This window comes from Nitrospira sp. CMX1, from assembly GCF_054902215.1.
This window is the reverse complement of the sequence record NZ_JBUBKD010000067.1, coordinates 1-15,562: the sequence shown is the minus strand read 5'-3', so window position 1 is coordinate 15,562 and position 15,562 is coordinate 1. Positions and strand designations below refer to the sequence as shown.

The following is a 15,562-nucleotide window of genomic DNA, read 5'->3' as shown; positions in this document are numbered from 1 at the left end:
GGTTGGTCGGGGCGAGAGGATTTGAACCTCCGACATCCTGCTCCCAAAGCAGGCGCGCTACCGGGCTGCGCTACGCCCCGACGGATTGGTTTTGCCTAGAACCCAATTCACTCCCACTTACCTTAGCTGCATCAGCACCGTCACCCTTCCTCGGTGCAATCGGCGCTTCATGGCTGCTGCTCCAACCAGGCCCGTACCCGGGCAAATGCTTTCGCTCGATGACTAATACAATTCTTCTCGTCAATCGTCAACTGGGCAAGCGTTTTCCCAAATTCCGGGACCAGAAACACTGGGTCATATCCAAACCCTCGATCTCCTATGGGGTGATCTGTGATAGCACCTTCCAGATTCCCCTGAGTGACATGGATAGCGCCGCTCGGAAAGGCAATCGCGGCAACCGTCAGAAATCGTGCATGCCGTGCCCCCTTCGGCACGCCCTCAAGCTCGGACAACAGTTTACGACAGTTGTCCTCGTAAGTAGCATGTTCTCCCGCATATCGAGCGGCAAACACTCCGGGTCGACCTCCGAGTGCATCAACCTCTAGCCCTGTGTCATCGGCCACGGATGGAAGACCGGTTGACTTGGCCACCTCCCTGGCTTTCTTGATGGCGTTGGCTTCGCAGGTCGTACCATCTTCTTCCACTTCCGGTACAGTAGGAAACTCTGCTAGCGTACGGATGTGGATTCCCAGTCCGCCAAGCAACGCCCCAAGCTCTCGTCCTTTGTCAGGGTTCCTGGTTGCGAGAACAAGCTCTTTGATCGATTCCTTAGTCAAGGGCACCAATCAACTCTTGCTGAATGGTCGTGAGCCGCTGAATGGCTTGCCAGCTCAGCGTCAAGAATTCATCCATATCCTGTTTCGCAAACGGTGTCCGCTCGGCCGTGCCCTGCACTTCGACATACCGCCCACGGCCCGTCATGACCACGTTCATGTCCACTTCCGCCATGGAATCCTCGGTGTAGGCAAGATCTACCATCACTTCTCCACCGACCTTCCCAACACTAATAGCGGCCAAGTAATCCGTCAACGGCAACTTCTTGATGAGTTCTCTCTTCTTCAATACCGCGCAGGCATCGGCCAGCGCAAGAAACGCTCCAGTAATCGATGCGGTCCTCGTACCCCCATCGGCTTGAATCACATCACAATCGATCCAGATGGACCGTTCACCCAGTTGTGACATATCGGTAACGGACCGCAGGGCGCGTCCAACTAAACGCTGAATTTCAAGCGTTCTGCCGCCTTGTTTCCCCTTCACCGCTTCTCGAGGAGAGCGCTCATGCGTCGCTCGTGGCAGCATCGCATATTCTGCGGTCACCCAGCCAGTGCCTTTTCCTTTGAGAAACGGTGGAACTTTCTCTTCCACTGAGGCAGTACAGATGACCTTCGTATCCCCCATTTCGATCAAAACCGATCCTTCCGCATGCTTCGTAAAGTTCCGCGTCACTTTGACGGGTCGGATCTGGTCTCGCCGACGCCCATCAAAACGCCCCACCCCTGAAATTCCACTCATGCCCTGTCCCTTCTTCAAGAATAAGGACCGGATTATAGTGAAGCCCCTGCGAAAGCGCAAACCATCTTGAGGCGTCTATCGACGCATCGACGGTTATCCGACTGTCACATTTCATTCCCGTGTACAAAACTATCCGATAAAATTGGCGAATTCTGTACAATCTCTTGACGTAGAAGCAGAAGCACTTTAGAGACAGAGACAATGCTGGAGCACATATCGATCCAAACTTCAATCCGGATGCGTGGGTTCTTCTATTGCACGATCATCAGAAAACAGAATCAATGGAATAATGTGCGTCGCAGGAAGTCTCAACCTTGCGGCATAAAACATGCACAATCTTCCTGAACCCTCGCTAATGATTCAAGTTGGCAGCAAATACACCGATAGGGAATTAACACAGCGCTCCTCAACCCACATGAACCCGATAAGACTCGATCCATGACTGTCCTCTTGGACCAGACAACACACCACGCACTCCTCGACAATCGTCTCATTCTCGTGGTCGACGACGAGGAACCGATCCGTCGCCTCTTGGCGTATCTGCTGCAATCCCATGGCTATACAGTGGAAGGTGCGGCTGATGCGCGAGAAGCTCGACAGAAGCTTGCCGCCCAGCCCTATGCCTTGATGTTGTGCGATGTCAACATGCCTGGTGAATCCGGCATGGACCTCGTGCGACATACGCTCACGACACATCCACATACCGCAGCCATCATGGTGACAGGCCTCGATAGCTCCGTTCTGGCCAACGCGGCTCTCGACGTGGGCGCCTTTGGTTATATCATCAAGCCGTTTGAGTCCAACGAAGTCTTGATCGACGTGGCCAACGCGCTGCGACGACGACGGCTTGAGTTGGAAAACCACCATCATCGGGAAAACCTCGAAGACATCGTCAGAACCAGAACACTCGCACTCCAGCAGGCCTTGGAGTGGCTCGAGCGAACAGAAAAAGAGCTGCGCTTGTCGCGTGAGGAAACGATACAGCGGCTGGCCATTGCCGCCGAGTTCCGTGACAATGCAACAGCCCAACATGTGCAACGCATGAGCCACTATTGCGAACTGCTCGCCCGCAAAGCCGGGTTATCGCCGGAACGTTGTGATTTGATCCGGACAGCCAGCCCAATGCATGACATCGGCAAAATCGGCACGCCGGATCATGTACTGTTAAAACCCGGTAAGTTCACCGAGGAAGAATTCGGGGTCATCGCCCAACATGCAGAGATCGGGTATCGAATCCTGAGCGGGTCGGATGCGGAGCTGCTCAAAGTCGCGGCCGTCATTGCCTACACCCACCATGAGCGTTTCGACGGAACCGGGTATCCTCGTGGTTTGAAGGGCGAGACGATTCCTATCGAGGGTCGTATTGCAGCTATTGCCGATGCCTTTGACGCCCTCACAACCCAGCGCGTCTACAAGCCGGCGTTTGAGCTCAGTCATGCGATCGATCTGATGCGAAAACACCGGAGTGCACACTTCGACCCGGACCTCCTCGACACCTTTATCGCGTCCACAGACGAACTCACACGCATCCATGATCAGTACGCCGATCGTGCGGACCCTACGTCTCGCTCAGATACCTAACAGCACGCGGAATAATCCGCCAACCTCCCTCTCAAACGCGTGAACTGTGTCTCCCCTTCGACTGCACTCAGGGTCGTGAGCATGTCGAACGGTAATGCGCTGAAATCAACGAAATCACGTTTGACATTTCATATTCCAAGCGTTCAAACAACAGGAACATTGAAGCGTGAAACTCGCCCGTGAAACCTGGAACTCAGGAGCAAAGAAACGAGCGCCGAATATTATTCCAGCGCGTATCAGTGGTTGAAAGAGAACCGCTCATGAGTCATGCCGGTTAGGCATTTCCCAAAAACGGCACCGCTGTGTGATTCGCCAGAATTCGTTGACCGCCCCTCGCCCTGCCGATATACTTTTTACCGATCAGGTCCCCTGGCGCCAGTGCGGATGTTCTGTCTCCATATGTCGAAGGATGGCCGGTGATGGCAAAGAAGTTGACAGCCGTTCGTAAGCGTCCTCGTAGTCGAAACTGGCTCGCCTACCTCTGCGAAGCGTTGGTCACCTCAGGCGCCATGCCGACCTGGGAAGCGGCCACCTATCTCACGGAGAACCTTTTCGGAGAAAAACCCAACCCCCACCTCTTGACACCGACGACTCCTCACGAGCTCACAAGACAGTTTCTGCAACGCCTCTACCAACCAATCGTTGAAGCGGCCACGCGGGACGTCACACTTTCTCCTGCATCGACAGTACACTTCTTCACCGATATCAGTTTAACTGGAAACTCCGCCGTCCTTATCGTCCTGTTCCCAGGACACGACAAGCCTCAACAGCTTGTCATGTTTGACGCAGCCAAGGCCTGGGATCTCGTGTTCGCAGATGCGGATTCCTTCAACACCTGGGCAGAAGCGCGCTATCGCCTACTGGTCAATGCACTGCGCAAAACCTTGCCGACGATGGACGAAGACTTCCTCACCGCCATCTGAATGTTCAGATCAAAACACCGCTCCCAAATCTTCCTCGCTCACATGAGTCACGAGCGCTTCTCCGATATCGTCCGATGCGCTGCCAGACAAGCTCGTCTCTCTTGACCTCATGTTAGGATAAAAAAATACTATCTGTTTAGAAGTACTGATACACACTCAGTTGTGACGTACGTTCGTCTACCGCGCACCCAGACCATTTCCCCCATCACTTAAGGCGAGAGGCTTCGCGTACTAGCTCGTCATACAATCCACACAAAGACCCCCGGTTAAGACAAGGGAGTTTGATGGTATTGTGACTGATGCCGTTGTGAACACTGCCATACCGGCTCTTGGCTGTGCCCACGTAGTCTATGAGCGACCGAATTTTCTTCTTCGAGCGTTTTGGAATAGCCTCGATATCAGCAGGCCTGTGACTGCCACCGCTCCGCTGTCCCCATTCCTTCACATAACCAATCGGAATGGCATTTCCGATGTACGGCTGTGAACCCATACGTACAATACGAGGCGCAACGATCGATGGAGCTTGGAACCACAACGCGCTTCGCCGTTGGAATTAACTACCGGCATAACACCGCATCACATAACTTCCAGGACCGCTATCACACCGATAGATCGACTAGGGCCGTACGTCCAAGGGAATGGAAGCCGACTGCATCGATTCCGGTAGTTGGCGGCGCCCGTTATGAGCTGAACACATTTATCAATTCAATAATCAGCCCGCGCGGCTCACTCGTCTTTACACCGGTCCCTAACCACACCTTCCGAAGGACCGTGGCAGTGGGGTACCACCGCCGGCATTTTTTGAAACGTACGGAGACAATCTCGCCATCATTGCCCTTCCTTCCCCCATTCCCTCACCGCCACCGATCACGGTAAATGGGACCGGTGCCCTCAAACCTGAGCAGATCATCTCCCATGAGCAGGAATAGATGAAGCAGCCGACATCAATGGAGGAGAGTTTGGGGGAGTTCCTTGCGACCAGATAGCTGAGTGGATTCAGAAACGTCTCCTACCAAGAGATTGGCCCGGCCCTCGTAGGCACCTCTCGGAGAGGCAGGCCACGATTCAAGCACAATGCTGGCATACGTGGTCAGTGGGAAAACGGGCTGAGTGGTGAGATTGCCTAATATGGGCGTAGCCACTTACCCCATTGCCTCTGTCTTCTCCACGCTTGCCCCCTTTGGAGCCATGCTCCCCGATACTCGTGTTACCATTTGCTCAATCTGCGTGTGGCCTATCGCTTCTGGAAAGAGAAAACCGCTGACGGCTCTCACCGCGAGGCAGAACTGGCTATTTCGGTGTTCAACGCTCTGAATGACACCCACCGCGAACATTCCTTGGGGGATCTGCTGGGCACCAGGGTCCTCGGCTGGTTGCCCCTAAAGCTCTGATCAAGTCTTACGCGAATGTTTGTGGCCCGGAATTTGCCTTGTTTTTATGTTACTCATCACCATCTCGACATGAGACACCAGACGACTTGTATTCTAACCTTTCACTTGGCATGGTTAGAAATCTTCATGAATCTTAGGTTATGATGACGTTATTATTCTCTTAGTCTAGTTCATTTCATGATGCTGCCTCTCAGGTCAGTCCTGACACTATTCTGGTTCGTTTCCTCCTTGGGCACCGCCCATGCGGCAGAGATTACCGTCCTCAAATCAGCCGATCTACCTTACTATGAACAAGCCGTTGTCGGCTTTAAGGCAGGACTTCCGTCCTCCACAACTGTCAAGGAATACAACCTCCATGGCCAACTGGAACAAGGGCGGGACATCGTGAGGTCGTTGCGCGCCTCTCCACCCGACTTAGTCTTGGCCGTCGGACTTAAAGCTGCCATGGCCACGAAACTGGAAATATTCGATACACCGGTCGTGTTCTGCATGGTCCTCAATCCAGGCGCATATGGGCTTTCTGCTTCCAATATGACCGGGATTGCGATCCGCCCCTCGGCGGCAACCCAACTTTCTGCACTTCGCTCCGTGATGCCTGATCGGAATCGGATCGGCATCCTCTACGACGAAGACCAAAGCGGGACCTTTGTGCGGGAGTCCATTCATGTGGCGAAACGCTACGGTATGGAGCTCGTCACTATCCCGATCAATAAACAAGAAGATATTCCCCATGCGCTCCGAACCTTGCTCCCCAAGATCGACGCGTTATGGCTGATTCAGGACCAGATGGTCGTCTCTGAATCCGCGATCCCTTTCTTTTTAGATTCGACACTCGGCGCCAAGATCCCGCTCTTTACGTTTTCATCGACCTTGGTTCAGCAGGGGGCGCTCGGCGCCTTAGTTGTGGATCCTAGGACTGTGGGACAACAAGCCGCACGGATCTCGCTTGCGCGTCTCAAGGAGCACAGCACCGGCGGAGGTCGCCTAGAACCACCAGACCACCCGCAATTGGCGTTGAATCTGAACTCCGCTGAGTACCTTGGGATGACACTGAATACTGAGATCGTCCGACTGGCCGGCCATCTCTATAGCGGACATGGCCCGGTTGCTCGACAATCGACCCAATCTGATCTAACTCCGTAGGCGTCCAGCCAAATGATCTAGACTTGTGGCATGAACCATCTGTGAGCGGCAATGCATGAGTTAGGCGGTTCGATTGCTTCCCGAGTTTCACTCACCCTCCGAACAAAGCTTGTCGTCAGCACAGCTGCCATTCTGATTATCGCCTGCCTCTTCATGGCCTGTCTGTTTATTCAGCAACAGACGCGATGGGCGGCAGAGAGTCTGACACAGAGCGGAACTCTGCTCGCTCAACATCTGGCCGACATGGGGCGTTTCAGTATCGTGGCCGGAGATGTCCATCGACTGGATGAGCTCATTCAGGAAATTCTGGCCGTGAACCCGGTCGCGTATGTGGCGATTATTTCATCGAACGGGGCGCTTCAAGCCGGGTTGGGCAAGAACCCGTGGGATGGGCAGTTCATTCCGGATCCGACCGGTCAGCGACGGTTTTCACTGACGCAAGTGATACGTTCAGACCACTCCACTCCTGCGACAAGCGAAGCAGTCGTGACGGCAATTATCCTCAACCGTCATGGCCCTGTGAGCCGTCCAACGATTGAGTTTTCGACGGAAGACTTAATCACGTTGCTCGGCGGGACCGAACTCCCGCTTTTTTACAATATTACGGTTCACGTCCCACACCATTCGCCAGCCACTCACTGGGACCCTACCCTCCAACTGATGTTTGAAGAACGCCTGGATAGACCGGGAATACGCGATGCGTCGAAGACTGCGCCCCCTACCCTCGTACTCGTCGGGTTGTCGACATCGGATCTTCAGCATGGACTGCGACGACTCTTGTGGCAAGCTATCCTTATTACACTTGGCACATTGGCCGGCGGGCTCTGCATCGTCGTCTGGTTAGCTCGCCGAATCACCATTCCACTGCACGATCTCACACTCGCCTCAACTCAACTCGCAGCCGGGAAAACGGTGCCCGTCATGGCCATCGACACACAGGATGAAATCGGGACGCTCACCAGCGTCTTTAACGCGATGGCGAAAGCATTGCAATCACGTGAACACGAGTTATGCGAACTAGCCCGCACACTCGAACACCGTGTCAGAACCAGGACGGAGGAACTTGCCGCAGCCAATAAAAAGTTACAAGAACTGGACCGCCGCAAATCCATTTTTATCTCGACGGCCTCGCATGAGCTCCGGACCCCGCTGACCTCGATGAAGGTCCACCTGGCGAACCTACGAGATGGGATCGATGGAGCAGTTACCCCTGATCAACAAGGATCGCTTTTGCGGGTGGAAGCCAACCTCTCACGGCTTCAGTCTCTGATCGCGGACCTCCTGGATCTTTCTCAAATCGAGATGGGGCAAGCGACTCTACGCCTGGAACCCGTTGAACTTGGAAGCGTGATCGCCAAAACAGTCGAGGACCTCCATCCGTTCACGTCAGAGCACTGCGTGAAGATCGTCATCTCGATCCCAACTGATTTGCCCCTGGTCTCAGCTGACCCGGAGAAACTCCGGCAGATTCTCCTGAACCTTTTGCATAACGCAATCAAATTCTCACCGAGAGAGACCGTCGTGGATCTCACCGTCACAAGACTATCGAGTGACATTATTCAAATCTCCGTGCGCGATGTCGGGCCCGGCATCGCGTCAGACGATGTGGAGAAAGTGTTTGAGCCATTCTATCGCGCACCCACAACACACAAGAAAACCAAGGGAACAGGACTCGGCCTAGCCATTGCCAAGCTGTTGGTCGAACTACATCAGAGTCGACTGGCGGTTGAGACAGAGCCAGGCCGAGGCAGCTGTTTTTACTTTACCCTACACACGATGACATCGGTCCGCCTCACTTACACAAGGCCCATTACACTACGGCTCCCTGATCGTCAGAGATCTAGCCCTCGTAGTTCATGACAGCTCGTCAGGAAACCAGGTGGGCAACGTATCTTGTGAAGTGCATCTCACTTCACCATTCGGCAGGATCACAGCCCCGAGTGTCATCCAAGAGCGAACAAGGCGGAGGACTGTGTCAGCACCCGGTCAGGGGAAAGAAGCCTTGACCGAAACCCCGCGTTGCCTGAGCAACCTCGTGAGATAGGTGCGTTGCAGCCCCAGCAACTCGGCAGCCTTCGTCTGGTTCCCACCGGCTCGTCGCAACGCTTCCTCCAGAACTTTTCGACTGTATTGCTCCATCACCATATGGTAATTGAAAGTTTCGTCTTCTGAGAAGCTCACGTCCACCGGCAACCTCCGAGGCAGCATAATCCCCAGATGTTCCGGCTCAATGCAGTCACCGGGACAGAGTGTGATGGCCCGGACTAAGACATTTTCCAACTCACGCACATTGCCGGGCCAGTGATATCCACGAATCACCTCGAGCGCATCCTGGCTGACGCGGAGCAAACCCTGCGCGATCTTTGCCCCATGAAGTTTGATAAAATGTTCGACCAAGGCAGGGAGGTCTTCCAGTCGTTTGCGCAAAGGAGGTAAGGTGAACGAGATCACGTTCAGCCGATAGAAGAGGTCCTCTCGAAAGCTACCGTCCTGAATAGCCTCCGTCAGATCTTTATTCGTCGCCGCGATAAACCTCACATTCGTGCGAATCGCCTGCGCCCCGCCGACCCGATAGAACTCCTGATCCTGGAGGAGACGGAGCAATCGCGTCTGTAGCCCCGCCGGCATGTCACCGATCTCATCGAGAAACACAGTGCCGTCCTCCGCCGACTCAATCTTACCGAGCTCGCGCTTGACCGCTCCGGTGTAGGCTCCCTTTTCATGGCCGAACAATTCGTTTTCCAATAGACTCTCGGGCAGCGCCGCGCAATTCACGACGACAAACGGCTTCGAGGCACGCGGGCTCCACCGGTGCAACGCTCGAGCCATCACTTCTTTCCCCGTCCCCGTTTCACCCAACAGGAGCACCGTGGCGGACGCCCCAGCCGCTCGCCGCGCCGTGTCACGCAGTTCAACCATGCGTGGACTCTGCCCGATTACCTGTTCGTACCGACCCTCCACTTCTGTTTGCAGAAGCCCGATCTGCCTGGTGAGGGCCATCTGTGCCCTAGCCTTCTCAATCACCGCAGACAGATGATCCGGCTCAAACGGCTTCGTCAGAAAATCACACGCCCCCAGCCGAATGGCCTCGACGGCGCGATCAATCGTCCCGAAGGCGGTAATCACGACCACTTCCGGTGTGACGTGCGGTGGAACGCTTGAGCGCCTCTCGGCCAGCCGCTTCAATACATCCAATCCACTCAGGCCTGGCAGTTCAATATCAAGGAGCATGAGATCCGGCTGATCCTCAATCGCCAGTTTCAACGCCTGCTCACCATCCTCTGCGGTCAACACCTCATGACCCATCCAAGTCAAGCGCTTCTGAAGCGCACTCACAATGTCGTGATCGTCATCAACCACGAGGACTCGTATCTGCATGAACACCCCCGATGCGGCTGTCTACGGCGCCATTGTAGTGGAAGGAGACAGTCACGTCACGACCACAACTCTCCCAATTCCATAGCAAGAATGGCGCCGCAACCTCAGCGCCATCACAAGAATCCTCACTGTCTCATATTCTCCAACACTCATCAGCACCCCTAGGGCCACCAGGAGATTGCTCAGCAGCTTCCTCAATTTATTAGACTCTCCCAGACCCAGATAGAGACCAACTGTCTACAAAAGGATTCTGTATCGAATTGGATTCACCTGGGTTAATTTCATCCTTGGGCAAGAAAATAGATGAATTTTTACCCGTAGTACTTGCCTTCTTAGTTGAGTTCAATTACGACATGGTCCCTTATGAAGATGGCGTGCATCAGGCCGTCACATACTGTGATGTACTCAATATCTATTTCCCCTACCCATGAGCTGCCAACCTCCCTCTCTTCCATGCTCTCCTCTCCTCGGGTCCACCCTACGGTATGAACAAGTAACGGACCTGTCGCAACGTGAAACGATTGGGCATTACGACCAACCATTGGGGGAGCCTGATTACGATGATGGCCTGTTGGGTGATCGTTCCACATGAAACTTGGGCAGAGCCGTCGTTCCCAATCCCACGAACATCATCGACGACAAAACAACAGATCCAGCAAGAGGCTCTCTATCTAAAAGAAGAAACCGTCAGCATCGCCAGCCGACACGAACAACCCATTTCTGAAGCCCCATCCAACGTGTACGTGATTCCCGATGAGGATATTCGACTATCAGGAGCAATAGACCTGCCTACAATTCTTCGTCGAATCCCCGGAGTTGAGGTCATGCAAATGAGCGGTGCCGACTTCAACGTCAGCATCCGTGGGAACAATCAACCGATTGCCAATAAGCTGCTGGTCCTCGTGGACGGTCGGTCGATCTATGTGGATTTGCAAGGCACGGTGTACTGGAAAGCGCTGCCCGTAACATTGCCAGAAATCAAACGAATTGAAGTGCTCAAGGGTCCGGCATCGGCGCTGTACGGATTCAATGCCTTCGACGGCATCGTGAACATCATCACCAAAACACCCGAAGAAATGAAAGGCACGACTCTCCAATTCGGCGGAGGCGAATTGGGAACCGTGACCAGCGCCGCAGTGACTGCCGCTACGATCGGAAATCTAGGGGTTCGGATTTCAGCAGGACGGGACCAGAACCAACAATGGCGGGATGAAGACGCCCTTGCCTTTCGCTCACACAAGCTCAATGTGGCCACTCAATATGCGCTTTCCGGAAACAGTACGTTGCACATATCGGGCGGTGTCGTCGATACCAATCGTTTTGATGGACAGGTCGGCGAAACTGTTTCAACCAGCACCAGGTTGACACAGGCCTACGTCAGCGCAGGACTGGACTGGGGTACCTTGTCGATTCGGACCTGGTGGTCTAGGCTCTCCAGTGCGTCACTGCCAACGGCCAACCCCCTCCTCTCGAATCTTCTCACTATTACTGACCGGAACGGACAGGCACTGTCCTCGACCGTCGCCGACACCTACAACCTTGACCTGCAACACATGATCAAATTGGGAGAGTCACATCAGTTCACCTATGGGCTCAACTATCGGCACATCAGCTTGACCAGCAATATTAATTCTGAAGTGTCGCGTGAGGATCGACTTGGTCTCTTCGTGCAGGATGAGTGGCGAGTCACACCACGCATTTCTCTGGTGGCCGGCGGACGTTACGACATGGATACCTTTATCAATCCCACACTCAGTCCTCGTCTGGCTGTCATTTACCAGCTCTCACCAAACCATTCGTTCAGAGCCTCTGCCTCTGTTGCATATCGCCCACCGACGCTGATCGAAACCTCACTGGACCAACACGCGAGAACGACCATTCCTACAGGGTTGGCACCCCCATTCCCCTCGACTATCACGAACGTAATTGCCGTACGCGGCTCGGCCGATCTCGCCCCTGAGCAAATTATCTCTAGCGATGTTGGGTACCAAGGCTGGTGGTTTCAGCATCGTCTACGGACGCGAGGAGACCTGTTTTTCAGCTACCTCTCCGATTTGATCGGCAATCGCAACGTCTCCTCAGTTCAAGCCACGTTCGTCAACGATCAGGGCCACGCCAATATTTATGGCATGGAAGTAGGAATTGAAGTGCTTGTCACGACGTGGCTTTCCGGTTATGCCAATTATAGCTATGAGTTCTTCGATCAGACGTTTCTCGGTACCGTTCGCCGAGGTTCGCCGCATCACAAAGCCAACATTGGTCTGCGGGGAACCTGGGCCAATGGAGTCTCGGCTGACATGTCCTATCATTATGTCGGACAAGCCACGTATCCTGTTGCACTGACCTTCACTGCGTTAGCTCCATTCGGAGTCCCGTTCGTCAATCCTCACATCAGCAACTATAACTTGCTGAATTTTCGTCTTGGTTATCGGTTCTGGCAGCAACACTCCGCAGCTGGCTATCTGCGTGAAGCCGAAGTCGCACTCTCCGTGTTCAACACCTTGAACGACACCCATCGCGAACATCCCCTCGGTGACTTGCTCGGCACAAGAGTGATGGGATGGTTGACACTACGGCTGTGAGACGTGACCGGCACCTGGCGCCCATCTGTTTCAGGGCCCTTGTCTTTACTGCCGTCACCGGTTGGTGCACTTCCTCACTCTCAAGTTGGCCCGAACCTTCATCCATAATCCCCCGAGCCTCTTCCACGACGGAACGACAGCATCTGAATGAAGCGCTGTATCTGAAGGAAGAAACCATTAGCATCGCCAGCCGATATGAGCAGCCGATCTCGCGAGCTCCCTCCGACGTCTACGTGATCACCGACGAGGATATTCGCAGCTCCGGAGCGACGGACGTCCCCACATTGTTGCGGCAGGTGCCGGGGATGGAAGTCATGCAAACCAACGCCGTGGATTTCAATGTCAGCGTTCGGGGCAATAATCAGGCCTTGTCGAATAAGCTCCTCGTCATGGTGGACGGACGATCCATCTACCTTGATCAAGCCGGGAATATCATCTGGAAGCTACTTCCTGTCACTTTGGCCGAAATCAAACGGATTGAAGTCCTGAAAGGGCCGGCATCGGCCGTCTACGGTTTCAATGCCTTCGACGGCGTGGTGAACATTATCACAAAGTCTCCGGAAGAGATGCGGGGAACGACCATCCAAGTAGCGGGTGGGGAGGTGGGGACCCTGCTCACCAACGCGGTCCAAGCAGGCATAGTGGGAAATTGGGGGTATCGACTATCAGGCGGCCACGAACAAACTCAACGATGGTCGGACCGAGACGCGCCGGCACTCAATAGTCAACGGATCGGCGGACGAGTCGACTATCATCTCGCCGGAGATGGAACCATACGGGCAGAGGCAGGTATCGGACGAGCAAACCCCTATAACGGATTCGTCAGGGAGGCGTCCGTCTCAGACGGGCACTTGTCCCAGGGCTATGCGTTGGTCAGTTATGAACAACGCGGCCTGCTGGTCCGCGGCTGGTGGAACGGGCACTTCGGAGAAGCCAATTTTGGAGTGGTCCGAGCGCTCGCCCCGCTGTCCTCTCTCACTGACCGATTTGGACGAACAGATCAAGAACATCACCAGAATACCTACGACTTCGAAACACGCTATCGATTCAGCCCACATGAGTCATTGCATATCAATATCGGCACCAACTTTCGCCATATCCTCCATACCTCAAATATTCTCACCAGCAGAACGACGGAGGATCGTTTAGGACTTTATGCACAAGGAGACTGGCAAGTGCTGCACTCCCTTGAGATCAGTGCCGGCCTGCGCTACGACCTGGACAGCTTCATTAGCCCCACTCTATCTCCTCGTGGGGCTGTGATCTATCATCTGAATGAAAACCATGTCCTTCGGTTTTCCGGTTCGATTGCCTATCGTCCGCCCGCAACCAGTGAGGCGAGCCTCGATGTGCTAAACCAATTGGCGTTGCCTGGGCTCCCTCCCATCACGACCAGGGTTTTGGGATCAACCGATGTAAAACCTGAGCACATCACGTCCTACGAAGTCGGGTACCAGGGTTGGTGGTTAGACCATCGGCTGCGAACCAGAGTCACGGGGTTCTTCAACCATATTTCCGATCTGATCGTCTTTCAAAACCCGACAGGCAGCCCCTTGATCCCCGTTCGTCCAATGAATAGCGGAGTCGCTGACGTCTACGGGGGAGAAGTCGGCGCAGAATTCTTGATGACATCCTGGCTGTCAGGATTTGCGAATTACGCCTATCAAGAGATCGGCCAAACCTCCAGCGGGTTCAGCCGCCGAGGCTTTCCTCACCACAAGGTCAATGCTGGACTTCGCCTGAAATGGGGTCCGTTCAGTGGTGAGATTCTATATCACCGCGTGGGCGCCGCATCCTATCCATTGGCCGATGCCTTCACAAATCTGGCCCCCTTCCTTCCACCTGGAACCGTTCTGCCACAGGAACAGGTCCCCGCCTATCATCTGCTCAACCTCAGAGTTGGATACCTGCTCTGGCGTCAGCAGACCGCTGACTATGCGCGGGAGGCCGAACTGGCTATTTCGGTGTTCAATGCTCTGAACGACACCCATCGCGAACATCCGCTCGGTGATCTGCTCGGAACCCGCGTGATGGGATGGCTGACGGTGAGGCTCTAACCAACTCCACTATCGTGCAATCACACGCTGGCGGTTCTGCAGGGATCGGGCAAGGACATCTTTCTCTCCACTGGAGAAAGTCCCTGCTCGCATCCGTTCTCCTGAGAACTTCAACCACGCGTAGATGACTTGAATAAGCGACGCGCTCGTGTTGGGCGTGGCATGGCGGTCTTGGGCGATTTCTTCGTTACTCTTGTAGCTGCTATGCCTGACAGCACGTCATGATCGGCTTTCGAACAGGCTCGCATTCTCTGCGGTCGTGAGAGTTGCACTTCATCGCGAATCCATGCCATGACCTGCGGTATCAATCTTGGATCGATAACTGCCTTTCCCTCAGAAATAACCTCGACCGTCTTCGCGATCTCACCAGCCGAACAACTCTTCAACAAGTATCCCTGTGCGCCTGCATTAATAGCGGAACGAAAGAGATCCGTGTCACGACAGGCTGTTAAGAAAAGAATGCCGACAGAAGGAACTGTTCTCCTGATGGTCTCACACAAACCAATTCCGCTCGCTGCACCTATGTGCACATCAAGCAGTACCACATCCGGCTGGCACTGTCTGAACGCAGTGAGCGCCTCAGCATGAGTCCTTGCCGTCCCGACAATGGCGATACTCCTGGTTTTCTCAAGAATCGTCTTCAACCTATGGAGCACAAACACCGAATCGTCAATGAGCAGCACACGAACCTGTCCTGGTGTTTCCATGCGTTGTTTCAACCATGCTCCTTGCCCAACACAGGCCCGAGCCCACATGACTCGTGTTGATTCGTATCGACACCGCCTGACCAACATGATCTCGTGAGGCATGGCGGCCAACGGTTTCAAGTTACTGTTTCCTATTTCAAGTTCTCCGATAACATGACAGTTGAAACGTGAAACTTGCGCCGTCAAACCTGGAACTCAGGATCAAACGAACGAACGATGAAGCGGTTTGGAGGCCACCCCAGGAAGAACAGTCCTCCCGCCACCAGGAGAATCCCCAGTGACGGGAGG

Annotated in this window: 10 protein-coding genes and 1 tRNA gene; 6 read left to right on the top strand and 5 right to left on the bottom strand. The window is 54.3% G+C overall.

The window, feature by feature from the left end; all coding sequences use genetic code 11:
• Window positions 1-3: 3 nt before the first annotated feature.
• The 3 genes from ACYX34_RS17390 to rph all read right to left on the bottom strand — a co-directional run bounded on the left by ACYX34_RS17390 (window position 4) and on the right by rph (window position 1,512).
• Window positions 4-80 (bottom strand) — tRNA-Pro (locus ACYX34_RS17390).
• Between the two features lie 87 nt (window positions 81-167).
• The gene (locus tag ACYX34_RS17385) at window positions 168-782 is read right to left on the bottom strand and encodes an XTP/dITP diphosphatase (protein WP_462077849.1); all 615 of its coding nucleotides are present in this window, start codon (window positions 780-782) and stop codon (window positions 168-170) included.
• Window positions 769-1,512, bottom strand: coding sequence for a ribonuclease PH (gene rph, locus ACYX34_RS17380; RefSeq protein WP_462077848.1), 744 nt, complete (start codon window positions 1,510-1,512; stop codon window positions 769-771). The genes ACYX34_RS17385 and rph overlap by 14 nt, the downstream gene beginning before the upstream one ends.
• Window positions 1,513-1,950: 438 nt before the next feature.
• On the opposite strand from rph, the gene ACYX34_RS17375 reads away from it, so the two are divergent.
• The 4 genes from ACYX34_RS17375 (at window position 1,951) to ACYX34_RS17360 (ending at window position 8,410) form a co-directional block, all read left to right on the top strand.
• Entirely contained in the window at window positions 1,951-3,093 is a 1,143-nt protein-coding gene (locus tag ACYX34_RS17375; RefSeq protein WP_462077847.1) for an HD-GYP domain-containing protein, read from the top strand.
• Window positions 3,094-3,512: 419 nt separating this feature from the next.
• On the top strand, window positions 3,513-4,016 hold the full coding sequence (locus ACYX34_RS17370) for a hypothetical protein (RefSeq protein ID WP_462077846.1): 504 nt from the start codon (window positions 3,513-3,515) through the stop codon (window positions 4,014-4,016).
• Between the two features lie 1,568 nt (window positions 4,017-5,584).
• Complete coding sequence (locus ACYX34_RS17365; RefSeq protein ID WP_462077845.1) at window positions 5,585-6,550, top strand: ABC transporter substrate-binding protein; 966 nt, start codon at window positions 5,585-5,587, stop codon at window positions 6,548-6,550.
• A 153-nt stretch (window positions 6,551-6,703) separates the two neighbouring features.
• The gene (locus ACYX34_RS17360; protein ID WP_462077844.1) at window positions 6,704-8,410 is read left to right on the top strand and encodes a HAMP domain-containing sensor histidine kinase; all 1,707 of its coding nucleotides are present in this window, start codon (window positions 6,704-6,706) and stop codon (window positions 8,408-8,410) included.
• A gap of 126 nt (window positions 8,411-8,536) precedes the next feature.
• On the opposite strand, the gene ACYX34_RS17355 is transcribed toward ACYX34_RS17360, so the two are convergent.
• The gene (locus tag ACYX34_RS17355; RefSeq protein WP_462077843.1) at window positions 8,537-9,928 is read right to left on the bottom strand and encodes a sigma-54-dependent transcriptional regulator; all 1,392 of its coding nucleotides are present in this window, start codon (window positions 9,926-9,928) and stop codon (window positions 8,537-8,539) included.
• A 512-nt stretch (window positions 9,929-10,440) separates the two neighbouring features.
• Between ACYX34_RS17355 and ACYX34_RS17350 the strand changes: the two genes are divergently transcribed.
• Together ACYX34_RS17350 and ACYX34_RS17345 are read left to right on the top strand one after the other, a co-directional pair.
• On the top strand, window positions 10,441-12,510 hold the full coding sequence (locus tag ACYX34_RS17350) for a TonB-dependent receptor plug domain-containing protein (protein WP_462077842.1): 2,070 nt from the start codon (window positions 10,441-10,443) through the stop codon (window positions 12,508-12,510).
• Window positions 12,489-14,567 carry a TonB-dependent receptor plug domain-containing protein gene (locus tag ACYX34_RS17345; protein ID WP_462077841.1) on the top strand — a complete coding sequence of 693 codons (2,079 nt, stop codon included), beginning with the start codon at window positions 12,489-12,491 and terminating at the stop codon, window positions 14,565-14,567. Before ACYX34_RS17350 ends, ACYX34_RS17345 begins: the two co-directional genes overlap by 22 nt.
• 110 nt (window positions 14,568-14,677) lie before the next feature.
• Here ACYX34_RS17345 and ACYX34_RS17340 read toward each other — a convergent pair whose 3' ends face one another.
• A complete protein-coding gene (locus ACYX34_RS17340; RefSeq protein ID WP_462077840.1) occupies window positions 14,678-15,274 on the bottom strand; it encodes a response regulator in 597 nt (198 codons plus the stop codon).
• Window positions 15,275-15,562: the final 288 nt, after the last annotated feature.

Coding starts and splice junctions, on each gene's coding strand:
- rph (WP_462077848.1), bottom strand. CDS start 1,512: ATGAGTGGAATTTCAGGGGTGGGGCGTTTTGATGGGCGTCGGCGAGAC.
- ACYX34_RS17375 (WP_462077847.1), top strand. CDS start 1,951: ATGACTGTCCTCTTGGACCAGACAACACACCACGCACTCCTCGACAAT.
- ACYX34_RS17370 (WP_462077846.1), top strand. CDS start 3,513: ATGGCAAAGAAGTTGACAGCCGTTCGTAAGCGTCCTCGTAGTCGAAAC.
- ACYX34_RS17365 (WP_462077845.1), top strand. CDS start 5,585: ATGATGCTGCCTCTCAGGTCAGTCCTGACACTATTCTGGTTCGTTTCC.
- ACYX34_RS17360 (WP_462077844.1), top strand. CDS start 6,704: ATGGCCTGTCTGTTTATTCAGCAACAGACGCGATGGGCGGCAGAGAGT.
- ACYX34_RS17355 (WP_462077843.1), bottom strand. CDS start 9,928: ATGCAGATACGAGTCCTCGTGGTTGATGACGATCACGACATTGTGAGT.
- ACYX34_RS17345 (WP_462077841.1), top strand. CDS start 12,489: ATGGTTGACACTACGGCTGTGAGACGTGACCGGCACCTGGCGCCCATC.
- ACYX34_RS17340 (WP_462077840.1), bottom strand. CDS start 15,274: ATGGAAACACCAGGACAGGTTCGTGTGCTGCTCATTGACGATTCGGTG.